General features: G+C 35.7%; 14 protein-coding genes. 7 read left to right on the top strand and 7 right to left on the bottom strand.

Annotated features, from left to right (window positions below):
- Positions 1–10: 10 nt before the first annotated feature.
- The gene (gene gla / locus EGX70_RS10130) at positions 11–859 is read left to right on the top strand and encodes an aquaglyceroporin Gla (protein ID WP_000570241.1); all 849 of its coding nucleotides are present in this window, start codon (positions 11–13) and stop codon (positions 857–859) included.
- A 77-nt stretch (positions 860–936) separates the two neighbouring features.
- On the opposite strand, the gene EGX70_RS10135 is transcribed toward gla, so the two are convergent.
- Entirely contained in the window at positions 937–1,833 is an 897-nt protein-coding gene (locus EGX70_RS10135) for a sulfite exporter TauE/SafE family protein (protein ID WP_001006192.1), read from the bottom strand.
- Between the two features lie 124 nt (positions 1,834–1,957).
- Between EGX70_RS10135 and EGX70_RS10140 the strand changes: the two genes are divergently transcribed.
- Both EGX70_RS10140 and EGX70_RS10145 read left to right on the top strand, forming a co-directional pair.
- A complete protein-coding gene (locus EGX70_RS10140) occupies positions 1,958–2,713 on the top strand; it encodes a CppA family protein (RefSeq protein ID WP_000171848.1) in 756 nt (251 codons plus the stop codon).
- Entirely contained in the window at positions 2,710–3,639 is a 930-nt protein-coding gene (locus EGX70_RS10145; protein ID WP_000598170.1) for a serine hydrolase domain-containing protein, read from the top strand. The genes EGX70_RS10140 and EGX70_RS10145 overlap by 4 nt, the downstream gene beginning before the upstream one ends.
- A gap of 34 nt (positions 3,640–3,673) precedes the next feature.
- Here the strand turns inward: EGX70_RS10145 and EGX70_RS10150 are convergent, their stop codons facing one another.
- Positions 3,674–4,048 (bottom strand): pyridoxamine 5'-phosphate oxidase family protein, encoded by a 375-nt coding sequence (locus EGX70_RS10150; RefSeq protein WP_000931882.1) that lies wholly within the window; start codon positions 4,046–4,048, stop codon positions 3,674–3,676.
- A gap of 99 nt (positions 4,049–4,147) precedes the next feature.
- Positions 4,148–6,460, bottom strand: a complete 2,313-nt coding sequence (pflB, locus tag EGX70_RS10155) for a formate C-acetyltransferase (protein ID WP_000246708.1) — start codon at positions 6,458–6,460, stop codon at positions 4,148–4,150.
- A 184-nt stretch (positions 6,461–6,644) separates the two neighbouring features.
- On the opposite strand from pflB, the gene dinB reads away from it, so the two are divergent.
- The gene (gene dinB / locus EGX70_RS10160; protein ID WP_000904556.1) at positions 6,645–7,739 is read left to right on the top strand and encodes a DNA polymerase IV; all 1,095 of its coding nucleotides are present in this window, start codon (positions 6,645–6,647) and stop codon (positions 7,737–7,739) included.
- A gap of 70 nt (positions 7,740–7,809) precedes the next feature.
- On the opposite strand, the gene EGX70_RS10165 is transcribed toward dinB, so the two are convergent.
- From EGX70_RS10165 to rnhC, 4 genes are all read right to left on the bottom strand, one after another.
- On the bottom strand, positions 7,810–8,292 hold the full coding sequence (locus EGX70_RS10165; protein ID WP_000255475.1) for a hypothetical protein: 483 nt from the start codon (positions 8,290–8,292) through the stop codon (positions 7,810–7,812).
- A gap of 112 nt (positions 8,293–8,404) precedes the next feature.
- Positions 8,405–10,825, bottom strand: coding sequence for an ATP-dependent RecD-like DNA helicase (locus EGX70_RS10170; protein WP_000451603.1), 2,421 nt, complete (start codon positions 10,823–10,825; stop codon positions 8,405–8,407).
- A 128-nt stretch (positions 10,826–10,953) separates the two neighbouring features.
- Positions 10,954–11,547, bottom strand: a complete 594-nt coding sequence (gene lepB / locus EGX70_RS10175) for a signal peptidase I (protein ID WP_123948117.1) — start codon at positions 11,545–11,547, stop codon at positions 10,954–10,956.
- Positions 11,548–11,562: 15 nt separating this feature from the next.
- Positions 11,563–12,456, bottom strand: a complete 894-nt coding sequence (gene rnhC, locus EGX70_RS10180) for a ribonuclease HIII (protein ID WP_001092532.1) — start codon at positions 12,454–12,456, stop codon at positions 11,563–11,565.
- A gap of 110 nt (positions 12,457–12,566) precedes the next feature.
- Between rnhC and zapA the strand changes: the two genes are divergently transcribed.
- The 3 genes from zapA to EGX70_RS10195 all read left to right on the top strand — a co-directional run bounded on the left by zapA (position 12,567) and on the right by EGX70_RS10195 (position 15,847).
- Positions 12,567–12,878 (top strand): cell division protein ZapA, encoded by a 312-nt coding sequence (gene zapA, locus EGX70_RS10185; RefSeq protein WP_000448289.1) that lies wholly within the window; start codon positions 12,567–12,569, stop codon positions 12,876–12,878.
- Positions 12,879–12,880: 2 nt separating this feature from the next.
- On the top strand, positions 12,881–13,423 hold the full coding sequence (locus EGX70_RS10190) for a CvpA family protein (protein ID WP_000949954.1): 543 nt from the start codon (positions 12,881–12,883) through the stop codon (positions 13,421–13,423).
- Positions 13,424–13,507: 84 nt separating this feature from the next.
- Complete coding sequence (locus tag EGX70_RS10195; protein ID WP_001060325.1) at positions 13,508–15,847, top strand: endonuclease MutS2; 2,340 nt, start codon at positions 13,508–13,510, stop codon at positions 15,845–15,847.
- The last annotated feature ends 3 nt before the right edge of the window (positions 15,848–15,850 follow it).

Consider the following 15,850-nt stretch of genomic DNA (forward strand, 5'->3'; position numbering starts at 1 on the left):
GAAACAAGGATTGATCGAAATCACTTGGACTGTGAAGTATATCACAGAATTTATCGCAACCGCTTTTCTTATCATCTTAGGAAATGGGGCTGTAGCTAACGTTGACTTAAAAGGCACAAAAGGAAATAATTCAGGTTGGATTATTATTGCAATTGGTTATGGTTTAGGTGTTATGATGCCAGCGCTTATGTTTGGTAATGTCTCTGGAAACCATATTAACCCAGCTTTCACACTTGGATTGGCATTTTCAGGTCTTTTCCCTTGGGCACACGTTGGACAATACATTCTTGCACAAATTTTGGGAGCAATGTTTGGACAGTTAGTTGTCGTTATGGTTTATCAACCTTACTTTGTTAAGACAGAAAATCCAAATCATGTTCTTGGATCATTTTCAACTATTTCTGCATTAGATGATGGACAGAAATCAAGTCGTAAAGCGGCTTACATTAATGGTTTCTTAAATGAATTCGTTGGTTCTTTTGTTCTTTTCTTTGGAGCTTTGGCTTTAACGAAGAACTATTTTGGTGTAGAACTTGTTGGTAAACTTGTTCAAGCTGGTTATGACCAAACGACAGCAGCAACAAGGATTTCACCATACGTAACTGGTTCACTTGCTGTAGCTCACTTAGGTATTGGTTTCTTGGTAATGACTCTAGTTGCTTCTTTAGGTGGACCGACTGGACCTGCATTGAACCCTGCGCGTGACCTTGGTCCACGTATTGTTCACCGCTTATTACCAAAACAAATTCTTGGACAAGCTAAAGAAGATTCAAAATGGTGGTATGCATGGGTGCCAGTTTTAGCACCAATCGTAGCAAGTATACTCGCTGTAGCCTTGTTCAAACTATTATATCTTTAATAGTTAAAGAAAGATCGGTTTACCGGTCTTTTTTGTTTTAAATATAAAAATCAGCCAGTCTTGCTAGCTGATTTTGTTTAATGATGACTTTTGGGCATAGTTTTTTTAAAGGAAGAACGTATTAACATTGCTCCAGTAAATAAAACAATACCTACAACCAGTGTCTTCAAACTATTAAGGTCAAGGTTAGTTAAGAAGAGAACAGCGACAATAACGCCTAATATTCCCCCAGTAACCAGACCGGCAAAGCCGTTCCAATTAACACGACCACTCTTGATAAATTGTGTACTAGAAGCTGTCATTATCATAGCTGCATCTAGCATCATGACAGGCATAGCAACTGCAGGACTCAGTCCCATTAGGGAGAAGAAGATAAGTTCAGGAGCATAATTACCTAGTCCCATAGTCATTAATACACCAATAATAAAATTGAAGACGATACCAACAAATAACCAAATGCCGTGTAGACCATGCACTGAATCTGAAATACCAGCTCCAGGGTTAGTGATCATACGATAGAGCATAATAATAGCAGCTGTGATGAGCAGTGTTCCTAGAATACGTTGAACAGTAGGAGCGTGCCAATTTTTAGTCATTTTAGCTCCAACAAAAGCCCCAATAAAAGCTGCACCAGCCATTGTTATTAGTGTTAAAGCCTCTACTTTTACAACAAAAATAAAACAGAGTGACTGCAACAAAACTGGAAGTACGTGTGCAGCTGTCATTGTTGCGGGTATCTTACGATCGTCTTCAACAAGCTTAGTTAGTTTAAAAAATGTGGTCGTTGTTGCAAAAGAGCCGATACCAAGAGTATCGAGAGCATCAGTTACAAAACCGATCCACAAACCAGTGAAAAATCGTTTGAAAGGATTTATTTTTTGAGACCTAATATGTCTAACAATCTGATAAAAAGTGATAATCATGGCGATAATCAGAATAAGCTGAATCCCATGTAATAGTAGTGTTTCATTCATAATATCCAGTCTACAAAAAAATAGTGAAACTGTCAATTTGACTTTATGGTATTGAGAGCACAAAGATTCTTGCTAAATTATCTAAAATTATCTAAAATAGACTAGACTGAACAAGGAGGAATTTATGACGTTATTTCATTCATTGACATTTAAACACCCAGTATTACGTGTTAATAATAGAGACTTGAATATTACATTTTATCAGGAGTCTCTTGGATTTAAATTGATAAGTGAAGAAAATGCAATCGCAGTTTTCTCAGCATGGCAGAACAAAGAGGCTAGCTTTATTATTGAGGAATCCCCAACTTATCGTACTCGTGCGGTGAATGGTACTAAGAAGTTAGCAAAGATTATTGTTAAGTCTCAAGATGCAAAAGATATTGAAAAGCTTTTGGCAAATGGTGCGCAAGCCATTCAAGTATATCAAGGTCAAAATGGTTATGCCTATGAAACAGTTTCGCCCGAGGGAGATCTTTTCTTACTTCATGCTGAAGATGATTTGTCACAATTAGTAGCAATTGAGCGCCCAGAGTTAGAAAAAAATGATGACACTACAGGTCTATCAAACTTTGTTTTCCAATCTATTAGTTTGAATGTACCTGATGCCGTGAAAGCTGAAGCTTTTTACGATAAAGTATTTGCTGGGAAGTTCCCAATTAATTTATCTTTCAAAGAAGCACAAGGACAAGATTTGCAAATTGCTCCAAATGAAACTTGGGATATTGAGATACTAGAATGCTGTGTTAATGAAGATACTAATTTAAATGACTTGAAATCAACTTTTGAATCATTGGGACTTGATGTTTACCTTGATTCTAAAGAAAAGATTTTAGTCATCTCTGACACTAGTAATATTGAGATTTGGATTTCAAAAGAATGATTAAAACTAATACCGTTTTAGAACTCATTAAAGAGCAAATCAAAGATAATCTTTATCATGGTGCAAGCTTAGCTATTTATGAAAATGGAGAGTGGCACGAACATTACTTGGGGACAATTGATGGCAATGAGAAAGTTAAAGCGGGATTAGTCTATGATCTAGCCAGTGTATCAAAAGTTGTCGGCGTGGGAACTTTACTAGCAAAGTTAGTTTATCACGGGACTATTGATATTGATAAGCCATTAAGGTATTATTACCCTAGGTTTCATCATCAGACGTTAACTGTAAGGCAACTAGCTACACATAGCAGTGGGATTGATCCTTTTATTCCAAATCGTGATCAGTTGAATGCTACTCAGTTGAAAGATGCCATTAATCATATCAAGGTTTTGGAAGATAAATCGTTTAAATACACTGATATTAATTTTCTTTTACTTGGTTTTATGTTAGAAGAGGTATTAGGGGATGGTTTGGATAAACTTTTCAAACGTTATATTTTCACTCCTTTTCAGATGAAAGAAACCTCTTTTGGTCCTAGAGTAGAAGCTGTTCCAACTGTAGCCGGTATTAACGATGGTATTGTACACGATCCTAAAGCTAAGGTATTAGGAAAGCATACTGGTTCTGCAGGTTTATTTTCAACTATTGATGATTTACAAAGATTTTCTATTCATTATTTAAAAGATGATTTTGCGAAACCTTTGTGGAATAATTATAGTTTGAGTAAATCAAGATCATTAGCTTGGGATATAGATAAGGATTGGATAAACCATACTGGTTATACTGGTCCTTTTATTGCACTAAATTATCAAAAGCAGGCAGCAGCTATTTTTTTGACAAACAGAACATTTTCCTATGATGACCGTCCACTTTGGATTGAGAAACGACGACATATACAAGAGGCGATAACATCGTGCTTTGAATAAAAAACTTCTCCTAGAATTTTCTAGGAGAAGTTTTTTATAAAAGTTGTATAACATTTATGGGAGTTACTTCCAATACTTTACGCAGAAAAGGATATTTTTCTTTAACAATTTCAAAATCGCTTCCTGCTTCTAATAGCTTAGCAGTTCCTTCAATTCTAAAGCCTGTACCTTGATAACCATCACGACCCTCAACTTCACGGCTGCCCAGAGTCATAATAATGTTAGAATTATTATTGAGATCATTTTCAAGATGAGTCATTCCTGCTGCAGGAGCTAATATACGCTGGTCATCTGTAATAGTCAGGTAACTATTCCAAGTGTTTGTAACGTGAGGAGCTAATTCGGTCCAGCTTGTTATCGAAACGACACCCTCATATTTTAGAACTTGAAGAAATTTGTGATTTAACATTAGGCCCTCCTTGAGGTTATATAAAGAAGTAATTAGTACTATTGATAATATAGATAAAAGTAGGTTTGATTATATCAAACCTACTTCATCGAATACAAACTAGTTAGTTAATGCATCGTCCATTGAAAGTACTTCATGGAAGACACGTTGTGTTAACTCAGTTTTTTGCTCAGGAGTTAGATATTTAGTATTGACACAGTAACCTGAGATACGAACGATAACGTCTTCACCATTCATGATCTTGTCATAGACATCTTTAAGGTCCATGACATTCAAGTTAACGTGTTGACCACCGTTTTCAAAGTAACCATCAAGGACTGTTACCAAGTTATCAACTTGTTCATCAAATGTTTTACCAAGAGCGCGTGGAGAAACTTGAGTTGTCAATGAAATACCATCATTTGCATGAGCGAAATCAAGTTTAGAAAGTGAATTCAAGTTTTGTAACCAGCCACCTTTAGCTTTGTTAGAAGGGTTAGCACCTGGTGAGAAGAATTCTACTTTAGAAAGGTTTACACTACCATCTTCATTGAGATATACTCCTTTATGTACCGGTGAGTTACCAGTTTGTTTAGAGTAAGCAACGTTTGATGTGATTGTAAGAAGAGAAACAGTTGCTTCAGCATCTTTATAAAGTTTGTGTTTAGCAAGGCGTCCATGGAAGGCTTCAAGTAACCATTCAGCGATTGAGTCAACACGATCATCATCTTCACCATAACGTGGGAAGTCACCAACTGTTTCGTAGTCGTAGATGTAACCATCTTCGTCACGGATTGGTTTAACAGTAGCGTATTTAATCGCAGATAATGAATCGACAGTATTTGCAAAACCACAGATACCAAATCCCATATTAGCACGTACATGTGAAGGTAAGAATGCCATTTGTACAGCTTCATAGTTGTATTTATCAGTCATGTAGTGGATGATATTCATCGCATCAACATAAGTATCAGTCAACCAGTCAAGAGATTTTTCAAAGTTAGCTTTTACAGTGTCAAAGTTGAGTACTTCGTCACGAATTGGGTCAATGTCAAATACTTTGTAATCTTTATGAACATCATCATAACCACCGTTAAGACCAGTAAGAAGTGCTTTCATAACGTTAACACGAGCACCAAAATATTGAAGGTTGTGACGTTTGTCTTCGTTTTCTGGATCAAGTGGTGATACACAACATGAAATACATGACATTTCACCGTAGCCTTCTTTAGCCATTGTTGATACACCTTCATATTGGATTGAAGAGTGTTTATGACTCATTGACATACAGTAGCGACGGAAAGCATATGGTAATTGGTCTGACCAAAGAACAGTTAAGTTTGGTTCTGGTGAGTTACCGATATTGTCAAGTGTATTTAAGAAACGATAGTCCATTTTGGTAACACGATGACGTCCATCAGCTCCCATACCTGCCATTGAAGTTGTGATAAAGGTTGGGTCACCTGAGTAAAGGGCATCATAAGCTTTAGTACGAGCAAATTTTACAGTACGGAGTTTAAGGACAAAATCATCAACAAATTCTTGGATTTCTGATTCTGTGAATGTACCGCGAGCGAGGTCACGTTCTGCAAAGATATCAAGGACAATAGGAACACGTCCAAGTGATGTTGCAGCACCATTGATAACACGACATACAGCCATGAAAGCAATATTCACCCATTGAATGGCTTCTTTAGTGTTCATGGCTGGTTTACGAACATCTACGCCGTAAAGGTCACCAAGTTTTACAACTTCACCAAGAGCTTGGTATTGAAGGTTGATTTCTTCACGAAGACGAATTGACTCTTCATCAATATCATTCAATGCATTCCAGTCATTAACTTTTTCTTGCATCAAGTAGTCAGCACCGTAAACAGCTAGACGAGCATATACACCAATGATACGTCCGCGTGAATAAGCGTCTGGAAGACCAGTAACAGTGTGTGCATGGCGAGCACGACGAATGTTAGAAGTATAAGCGCGGAAGATACCATCATTTACTGTTGTAGCGTACTTAGTGAAGATTTCGTGAACAGCTGGATCAGGTTCATAACCATTTTCTTTAAGTGTAGTTTCCGCCATACGGATACCACCTTTAGGCATGAAGTTCAATTTGAAAAGCTCGTCGTTTTGAATACCAAAGATAAGTTCGTTATCTTTGTCGATAAAACCAGCTGGTAATTCAGAAATTGAAGCAACACGAGTATCCATTGGGAAGCGAGTTTCTTCATAGTGAGCTTTTGTTTCTTCAATCACTTTTTTGATGTGAAGTGAACGTTCAGTTGCTCCAGCTAAGAAGCTTTCATCTCCATCGTAAGGTGCATAGTTTGCTTGAACGAAGCGAGCAATACTTGCTTTTTCTTTCCAATCAACACCTTTAAAGCCTTCCCAAGCTTGTTCAAAGATATCTGTGTTTGTTTTAACTGTTGCCATAGTTTTCTCCTTAAACATTGTGACAGATTTAATTTTGTTTACATATCCATTTTAGAAAAAAGTAAACGTTTTCGCAAGCATATTTCTTGACAAAATTTTGATTCTTTTATAATACAGTTTTTTTAATCTGTATCATTAAGTTGTAATCTGTTATAATGGAGTAGAGAGAATGGGGGAGAGAACAATGTTAATTTTTCCTTTAATAAATGATACGTCGCGTAAAATTATCCACATTGATATGGATGCTTTTTTTGCATCTGTGGAAGAGCGTGACAATCCCTCTCTTAAAGGAAAGCCTGTTATTATTGGTTCTGATCCCAGAAAAACCGGCGGCAGAGGGGTTGTTTCTACTTGTAATTATGAGGCTCGAAAGTTTGGAGTTCATTCAGCTATGTCTTCAAAAGAAGCGTATGAACGATGTCCTCAAGCTATCTTTATTTCGGGAAATTACCAAAAATATCGCCAAGTAGGAATGGAAGTACGAGATATATTTAAAAAGTATACGGATTTGGTTGAACCGATGAGTATAGACGAAGCTTATTTAGATGTAACTGAAAATAAAATGGGAATAAAATCTGCTGTTAAACTTGCTAAAATGATACAATACGATATTTGGAATGATGTCCATTTGACCTGTTCAGCGGGTATTTCCTACAATAAATTTTTGGCAAAATTGGCTTCTGACTTTGAGAAACCAAAAGGACTTACCCTCATCCTACCAGATCAAGCTCAAGATTTCTTGAAGCCCTTACCAATAGAGAAATTTCATGGTGTTGGTAAACGCTCCGTCGAAAAATTACATGCTTTAGGGATTTATACTGGTGAGGACCTCCTTTCCTTATCTGAAATCTCTTTAATTGATATGTTTGGTCGTTTCGGGTATGACCTTTATCGTAAGGCAAGAGGGATTAATGCTTCCCCGGTAAAACCTGATAGAGTTCGTAAATCAATAGGAAGTGAGAAAACCTATGGGAAATTACTATATAACGAAGCAGATATCAAAGCTGAGATTTCAAAGAACGTTCAGAGAGTTGTTGCTTCTCTGGAGAAAAATAAGAAAGTTGGTAAGACAATCGTTTTAAAAGTTAGATATGCGGATTTTGAAACATTGACGAAACGTATGACATTAGAAGAGTATACTCAAGATTTTCAAATCATTGATCAAGTTGCTAAAGCGATATTTGATACCTTAGAAGAGTCAGTTTTTGGCATACGACTCTTAGGTGTTACAGTAACGACCCTGGAAAATGAACATGAAGCTATCTATTTAGATTTTTAAAAGTTGGGACGATGACTATATTTAACTCTCTTTGAAAAGAAAAAAGCACTAGATTCTAGTGCTTTTACTTTTAGTTAGTCTCTTCAAGATCACGTTCGTTGAGTTTTTGTGCTTTTTGATAAGCATGGAAATAAAGAAGACCGAAAATAGCTTGGAAGACGATATTTATAGCTATTGCCCATGGTGCTTTAGTAGTTAGAAAACCCAAAATAACAAGTCCTACAGTAATGGCGAAGCCAAGGTAATAAGGAAGGTAATTAACCATTTGATTTCTTTTAATTGCTCTTAAATTTTTAATACAGAAAATAACAATGGCAATGTTGACTAATACTATTAAAGCAGTGACAAATAGCATAAATGGTGTTGTGGCGCTCAAGACTGCTTCGATATGTTCTTTAGGAAGATTACCTGTGTTCCCTTTATTAATTTCAGTTTTGGCTAGCTGCACTGAAATTCCTGTAAACAATCTGAATACTAAAGACAAACTATTTAATACAATGATAGTGATTGTAGCTGTGCGCAGAGAGCGGCGGACTTTTTCATATGAAACCATAATATCTCCTTTTTCTAAATAAACCTTAATAAAAGTATTAAATTTGAACTACGTTCTTAATACAATGATATTATAACATATTTGGAAGAGTTTTCAAGATTTTATGAAAAAATTATTTACTATCAAAAATTGCACTTATATCTTGTTGATTAATACCAATCATTGGATCGATTGTTAAATAATTTTCTTCAGTTAGGCGATAAGTTATTTTTGAAAGATTAGTCTGCTCAATTGGCGTTGCTGTTTTTGGAATGGACGTATTAATTATTGTGCTGTCAATCTTTTGATCTATTGAGCTATCTTCAATTTTTTGAGAATTAGCTATTTCTTGCTTGTTTTCAAATCTTTCTATCAGATAAGTATTGCGCTTTGCCCCCTCGTTTTTAACAGCGAAATCAAATGCACCAATTTCTCCTAAAAGTATTAGTTTACTTTTAGATCTCGTAATGGCTGTATAAATAAGGTTTCGCTGTAACATTCGACCACTCTGTCTCGTTATTGGCAGAATAACAACTTGAAATTCAGAACCCTGTGATTTATGAATACTCATAGCATAGGCTAGTGTTATTTTAAGCCATTCTTTGCGTTGGTAGATAACTTCTTGACCATCAAAAGTCATATAAATCTCATCTTGCTTGCTCTCAGTATATTTGGCTGGTATAAGATCCGTTATGTAACCAATATCCCCATTAAAAACATTAAGCTCTGTATCGTTGACTAAATGTAACACTTTATCTCCTATTCGGAAATTTATATCATTAAAAGTAAATTGGTTATTATCTTTTAATGGATTGAGGAGATTTTGCATGATAAGGTTAAGATTATTAATACCTGCTTGGCCGCGATACATAGGAGCTAAAATTTGAATTTCATGAGCTTCAATACCGCTCTTAAGTGCAGATTGAACAATTTTAGAAATCATATTTGGGATGATATTAGCAGATGCTTCAAAGTATGAGCGATCGGCTTTTTTAGCTGTAAAGTCCTCTGGCAAAAAGCCCTGTCTCATTTGATTAGCTAAAGTCACAATAGTTGATTCTTCTGATTGTCTAAAAATCTTTTCAAGTTTAACGTGTGGAAGTGCATTTATATTTAAAAGATCTGCTAGAACTTGTCCTGGACCTACAGACGGTAATTGATCACTATCTCCGACAATAATAACTTGTGTGTGCGAGTCCAAAGCGTCAAATAATTGATTAGCAAGCCAAGTGTCAACCATTGAAAATTCATCAATGATAATTAAGGAACAATCTAGATAGTCATCTAGACTTTGATAGTCACTATCTCCGTTTAATCCCAAATGCCTATGAATAGTAGCACTCGGTAAACCGGTAAGTTCATTCATGCGTCTAGCAGCACGACCTGTAGGAGCAGCAAGTACAATAGGAATATCATTTTTGTTTAAATCAATATGATGTAACTCGGAATAGGCTTCAATAATACCATTTATAACTGTTGTTTTACCTGTTCCTGGGCCACCAGTCAAGATAAATACCTTACTTAGTAAAGCTTCTCTAATAGCTTTTTCTTGGATATTATCGTAGTGGATATTTAAAGATTTTTGAATATCTCTGATTTCACGGTCAATATCTTTGTGACTTAGTTGTTTATCAAAGGGTTGATTTAGTATTCGTTGTAAGTTTTTTTTGATGCCTTCTTCGGCAAAAAATAGAGTATTACTAAAAATTTTAGTTCCAATATGTTGCACTTTATCTTCTGCAATTAAATTTGTCAATTCCTTAGCAACAATTGAAGGATCTAGTTCGATTTGACGAGCTTCTTCAAGGAGAGTAATGGTTTTTTCCAAGAGAGTACGAGCCTCAATATAGGTATCTCCTTGCTCCATAGAAGACTCAACTAAAGTATGAATAATAGCAGCACGAAAGCGTTTAGGAGAATCACTTTCAATACCGACTTGTTCAGCAAGTTGATCAGCTATTTTAAAACCGATACCTTGGATATCCTCAACAAGTTGATAAGGATTTTCGTTTATCACTTCAAGCGATTCTTCTTTATAGTGATCAAATATTTGAATAGCAGCACGATTGCTTAACCCATATTCAGCGAGTTTAGCTAAAACTTGCTCTGTTCCATAATTGAGTTTCAGTTTAGCGATGAATGCTTCTCTATTAATTTTTGATAGTCCTGAGATTGTGCTTAACTGTTCAGGGGATTCAAGGATTTTATCAATGGTATTATCTCCATAGAGTTCTACGATGCGTTGGGCAGTCTTTTTACCAATTCCTTTAAATTGTTCGCTAGAAAAGTATTTCACAAGGCCACCTGAAGTAGGCTTGGCTCTTTCATAGCGTACACTTTGTAGTTGCTCGCCGTATTTTGGATGTTGGGTTAGTGTTCCCCAAAAAGTATATTCTTCTCCCTCTATAACGTCGGCCATAGTACCAGTAATAATTACTTCTACATCATCAAAATCGCTATCCGTATCTTCGATTTCCAGAAGTAATATTTTAAAAAAATTGCTGGCATTTTCAAATATAATGCGTTCAATGGTTCCTGTAAAAAATACTTCCATTGTACCTTCCTTTTTAATAAACAGTTAAAGGGAGTGATTGTAAATCCCTATTTTAAATGGATTTGTCACTCCCTATTTTCAATATAATATGCTATTTCAACTTTTGTCAGGTGAATTTTTAATTTCCTTTAGTTGATAGTTCCAAAACGACGAATTGGCCAGAAGCGGAATTTAACCTCTCCCACAATCGTTGATTTTTTGAAGGGACCGACGGCACGACTATCTTTAGAGACAATTCGGTCATCACCAACAAGATAGTAGTGGCCTTTAGGCACGACAGTAGTAAATTCGCTGCTGCCATTGCTGTCAGTAGTGAAAGCGGTAGAGCTTTGTGCTAGGTCTTGGAAAAGTGGGTTATACGAATATTTTTCCTGTAATTTATCCTTTTTAAATAATTTAGTATATTCCTTGAGGTAAGGTTCTTCTGTTTTTTTATTGTTAATAGTTAAGGTGTCATTTTTATATTTGATGACATCACCCGGCATACCAATGACACGTTTAACAATTTTTTTCCTTTGGCCGCCTTCTTCTTCGTTAGCCACTACAATATCGAATCGATTGATTTTTGTTTGTTTGAGAACTACTAGCTGTTCCTTGTCAGCTAAAGTTGGATCCATGGAGTGTCCGTCAACTTTAACGAATTGCCATAAAAAGATACGCGATAGTAAAAAAAGTGAGAGGATGAGGATAAAGATACCCCATTCTTTAATAAATTCTTTCATAATTTTCCCTGCTATTTATTTTAATAATGCTTGTGCTTTTTTGGTGTTGGCAAAATGAAGTTTTGCGCAGTGTTCAAGCGAAGAGATACCATAAGCTTTGAGCAATTGGCTAGCGACCTTATCAGATTGGTGACCAGCTCCACTTGGAAGTTTATATCCTACGTCGTCGCTTAATTTGTTAAGATTTTCTAAGAATAGATTACGTGCAATAATAGAACTGACCGCTACAGCTAGATATTTATTTTCAGCTTTTTCTTCCAGAGTAATCGTTTGTTTAAATTGATTCTTTTCATTTTTCAAATAGTTTTGATAGTTTTTGGAGCTAGTAAAAGCATCAATAACGATTTTTTCTGGTTCAAAACCATCTTGAAGAAGAAGGAAGATAGCTTGGTTGTGTAAAGCAACTTTTACGGAGACAGCATTATGTTTGTTATTTGGACCAACCACTTGATTATATTTTTGAGGCGATAACAATAATGCTTTGTGTGGAATTGCTTTTTCCAAAAGAGGCGCGGTTTGCTTAATTTTTTGATCAGTAAGTGTTTTTGAATCACCAACACCTAATTTTTTGAGGTAAGCATGGTCCTTAGGAGTTACAAAACTAGCTACCACTGCCAGTCCACCAAAGTAAGAGCCATTTCCCACTTCATCAGTACCAATTATGGGAATATCTTGACTCTCAGAGGAACAACTTTCTTTTTGCTCAATATAACCATACTTTTGGGCGATATGTGAAGCGTTAGAACCCTGGAAGACAAGTTTTCCAGAAGTATATAAAAGAACAGTAGTTCCTGATATTTTAGCTGAAAATACCACATAAGGATTATTATTACTTATATGATGTTGAGCTAAATCGGTTCTTATCTTTTCTTGCAATTTTTTATCTGCTTGCATGACGATTGTGTTCATAGACAATATTCTATCATAAAAAAGAGGAATAAGGGAATAGACAAGTAATGATAAGGGGTAGAATTTTACGAAAGCCCTATTTTACGGTATAATGCTAGCAGAGGTATAGTATGGAAACAAAAATAAATAATAGTCAGAAAAATCGTTATAAATTTGTCTTTGGAGATAAGCCTCTCACATTGACGACAGATAAAGACAACCTTTTTATGGAAGAGATTGAGCGTGTAGCTACAGAAAAGTATGAAGCTATTAAAGAAAAATTACCTAATGCTGATAATGAAACGATTGCTATTCTCATGGCAATTAATGCTTTATCAGTGCAACTAAGTCGAGAAATTGACATTGAAAAAATGGAAGATGAGCTCAATAAGTTACGCTCCAAAACGATTTCGGACATTAAAGAAAAAGTGAGTGAGGATTAATCATGCTATCATTGCTTTTGCTGATTATTGTTATTTGGCATTTTTATATTGGCTACAGTAGAGGTATTTTTTTACAAGTCTTTTACGTGTTAATGTCAATGGTATCTTTGATGATTGCTAGTCAATTTTACCAAGAATTAGCTAGTCAGATTACGTTATGGGTACCGTATTCTAATCCTGTACAAGGAGTAGAAGTTTACTTTTTTAAAGATATTAGCAAATTTCAATTGAGTCATGTTTATTATGCAGGTGTTGCCTTTGTTTTTATCTACAGTTTATCCTACTTAGTAGGTCGCTTGCTAGGTGTTTTACTACATTTAGCACCAGTTGAACATTTTGATAGCTTGCAAAATAATATTATTAGTGGTTTTTTAGCCGTTCTGGTTTGTCTCTTATTTATGAGTATGTGTTTGACTATTCTGGCAACAGTCCCTATGTCATTTGTTCAAGAAAAGTTATGGAATAGTCTGTTTGTTAGATTTTTAATTAACGACTTACCATTCTTCTCTCAGTTTTTGGTAAGGACTTGGGCGGTAGGTCTTTGAATATAATGTTTAGTAAGGTTGGAGTAAGAGTTCCAACCTTTTTAACGTTGTCATTTTGTGATAAATTTAGGTATAATGAAGAGTATGAATAACAAGATTTTAGAACAGTTAGAATTTAACAAAGTTAAGGAATTGATATTACCTTATCTCAAGACAGAACAATCACAAGAAGAATTATCAGAGCTGGAGCCGATGACGGAGGCTCCTAAAATAGAAAAAAGTTTTAATGAAATTTCTGACATGGAACAGATTTTTGTTGAACATCACTCATTTGGCATAGTCAGCCTAAGTTCAATCTCTGAGAGTTTAAAACGCTTAGAGCTTTCAGCTGATCTTAATATCCAAGAACTTTTGGCTATCAAAAAAGTTTTACAGAGTTCTTCGGATATGATTCACTTTTATTCTGATTTGGATAATGTTTCTTTCCAATCTTTGGATCGTTTGTTTGAAAATTTGGAACAATTCCCTAATCTGCAAGGGTCTTTTCAAGCTATCAATGATGGTGGTTTTTTAGAACATTTTGCGAGTCCAGAATTAGAGCGTATCCGTCGTCAATTAACAAACAGTGAACGACGGGTTCGTCAGATTTTACAGGATATGCTTAAGGAAAAAGCAGAGCTTTTATCAGAGAATCTAATCGCTAGTCGTAGTGGACGAAGTGTCCTACCAGTAAAAAATACTTATCGGAATCGTATTTCTGGTGTGGTTCATGACATCTCTTCTTCAGGAAGTACTGTTTATATTGAGCCTCGTGCTGTAGTTACACTAAACGAAGAGATAACGCAGCTTAGAGCTGACGAACGTCATGAAGAAAGTCGTATTTTACACGCATTTTCAGACTTGTTAAGACCCCATGTCGCCACTATTAGAAATAATGCATGGATTCTTGGGCATCTTGATTTTGTAAGGGCTAAATATCTTTTTATGACTGATAATAAGGCGACGATACCTGAGATTTCTAATGACAGCACGTTAGCATTAATCAATGTTCGTCATCCTCTGTTAAGTAACCCTGTGGCTAATGACTTACATTTTGATCAAGATTTAACTGCAATTGTCATCACTGGTCCCAATACTGGTGGTAAGACGATTATGCTAAAAACACTCGGTTTAGCACAATTAATGGGACAGTCTGGTTTGCCAGTATTAGCGGATAAAGGTAGTAAAATTGCAGTATTTAACAATATCTTTGCAGATATTGGCGATGAGCAATCTATTGAACAAAGTCTATCAACTTTTTCTAGTCATATGACGCATATAGTCAGTATTTTAAACGAGGCTGACCACAATAGTTTAGTTCTCTTCGATGAACTGGGAGCAGGAACGGATCCTCAAGAAGGTGCTAGTTTGGCTATGGCTATTTTAGAACACCTTAGGTTAAGTAATATCAAAACGATGGCGACCACGCACTATCCAGAATTAAAAGCTTATGGGATTGAGACAAATTTTGTAGAGAATGCGAGCATGGAATTTGATGCCGAAACGCTTAGCCCTACGTATCGCTTTATGCAAGGAGTTCCTGGACGATCAAATGCATTTGAAATTGCTTCTCGCCTTGGTTTAGCTCCATTTATTGTTAAACAAGCTAAGCAGATGACAGATTCTGACTCAGATGTTAACCGTATTATTGAACAGTTAGAGGCACAGACACTTGAGACACGTAGAAGACTGGATCATATTAAAGAAGTTGAACAAGAAAACCTCAAATTCAATCGTGCGGTTAAGAAACTCTATAATGAATTTTCACATGAGCGCGATAAAGAGTTAGAAAAAATCTATCAAGAAGCTCAAGAAATTGTAGATATGGCTTTGAATGAGAGTGATACTATCTTAAAAAAACTCAATGATAAGAGTCAATTAAAACCTCACGAAATTATAGATGCTAAGGCACAAATAAAAAAATTAGCACCTCAAGTTGATTTATCAAAAAATAAAGTCTTAAATAAGGCTAAAAAAATCAAAGCAGCTCGTGCTCCTAGAATTGGTGATGATATTATAGTGACTAGCTATGGACAGCGAGGTACTTTAACTAGTCAATTAAAAGATGGTCGTTGGGAAGCACAAGTGGGAATTATCAAAATGACATTAACACAAGATGAATTTACCCTTGTTAGAGTCCAAGAAGAACAGAAAGTCAAAAGTAAACAGATTAATGTGGTTAGAAAGGCTGATAGTTCTGGACCAAGAGCTCGACTTGATCTTAGAGGTAAAAGATACGAAGAAGCTATGCAAGAGTTAGATAATTTTATTGATCAAGCATTGCTTAACAATATGGGACAAGTTGATATCATTCATGGTATTGGTACAGGCGTTATCCGTGAGGGAGTGACAAAATATCTTCGTCGTAATAAGCACGTTAAGCATTTTGCTTATGCCCCACAAAATGCAGGGGGATCTGGCGCCACAATTGTAACGTTAGGGTAAATT

This window comes from Streptococcus sp. FDAARGOS_522, assembly GCF_003812445.1.
Taxonomy (GTDB): domain Bacteria; phylum Bacillota; class Bacilli; order Lactobacillales; family Streptococcaceae; genus Streptococcus; species Streptococcus agalactiae.

Excerpts from the sequence above, each read along its gene's own strand:
- lepB (WP_123948117.1), bottom strand. The coding sequence starts at position 11,547 with ATGAAAGAATTTATTAAAGAATGGGGTATCTTTATCCTCATCCTCTCA.
- pflB (WP_000246708.1), bottom strand. The coding sequence starts at position 6,460 with ATGGCAACAGTTAAAACAAACACAGATATCTTTGAACAAGCTTGGGAA.
- EGX70_RS10165 (WP_000255475.1), bottom strand. The coding sequence starts at position 8,292 with ATGGTTTCATATGAAAAAGTCCGCCGCTCTCTGCGCACAGCTACAATC.
- rnhC (WP_001092532.1), bottom strand. The coding sequence starts at position 12,456 with ATGAACACAATCGTCATGCAAGCAGATAAAAAATTGCAAGAAAAGATA.
- EGX70_RS10170 (WP_000451603.1), bottom strand. The coding sequence starts at position 10,825 with ATGGAAGTATTTTTTACAGGAACCATTGAACGCATTATATTTGAAAAT.
- EGX70_RS10195 (WP_001060325.1), top strand. The coding sequence starts at position 13,508 with ATGAATAACAAGATTTTAGAACAGTTAGAATTTAACAAAGTTAAGGAA.
- EGX70_RS10140 (WP_000171848.1), top strand. The coding sequence starts at position 1,958 with ATGACGTTATTTCATTCATTGACATTTAAACACCCAGTATTACGTGTT.
- EGX70_RS10150 (WP_000931882.1), bottom strand. The coding sequence starts at position 4,048 with ATGTTAAATCACAAATTTCTTCAAGTTCTAAAATATGAGGGTGTCGTT.
- EGX70_RS10190 (WP_000949954.1), top strand. The coding sequence starts at position 12,881 with ATGCTATCATTGCTTTTGCTGATTATTGTTATTTGGCATTTTTATATT.
- dinB (WP_000904556.1), top strand. The coding sequence starts at position 6,645 with ATGTTAATTTTTCCTTTAATAAATGATACGTCGCGTAAAATTATCCAC.
- EGX70_RS10145 (WP_000598170.1), top strand. The coding sequence starts at position 2,710 with ATGATTAAAACTAATACCGTTTTAGAACTCATTAAAGAGCAAATCAAA.
- zapA (WP_000448289.1), top strand. The coding sequence starts at position 12,567 with ATGGAAACAAAAATAAATAATAGTCAGAAAAATCGTTATAAATTTGTC.
- EGX70_RS10135 (WP_001006192.1), bottom strand. The coding sequence starts at position 1,833 with ATGAATGAAACACTACTATTACATGGGATTCAGCTTATTCTGATTATC.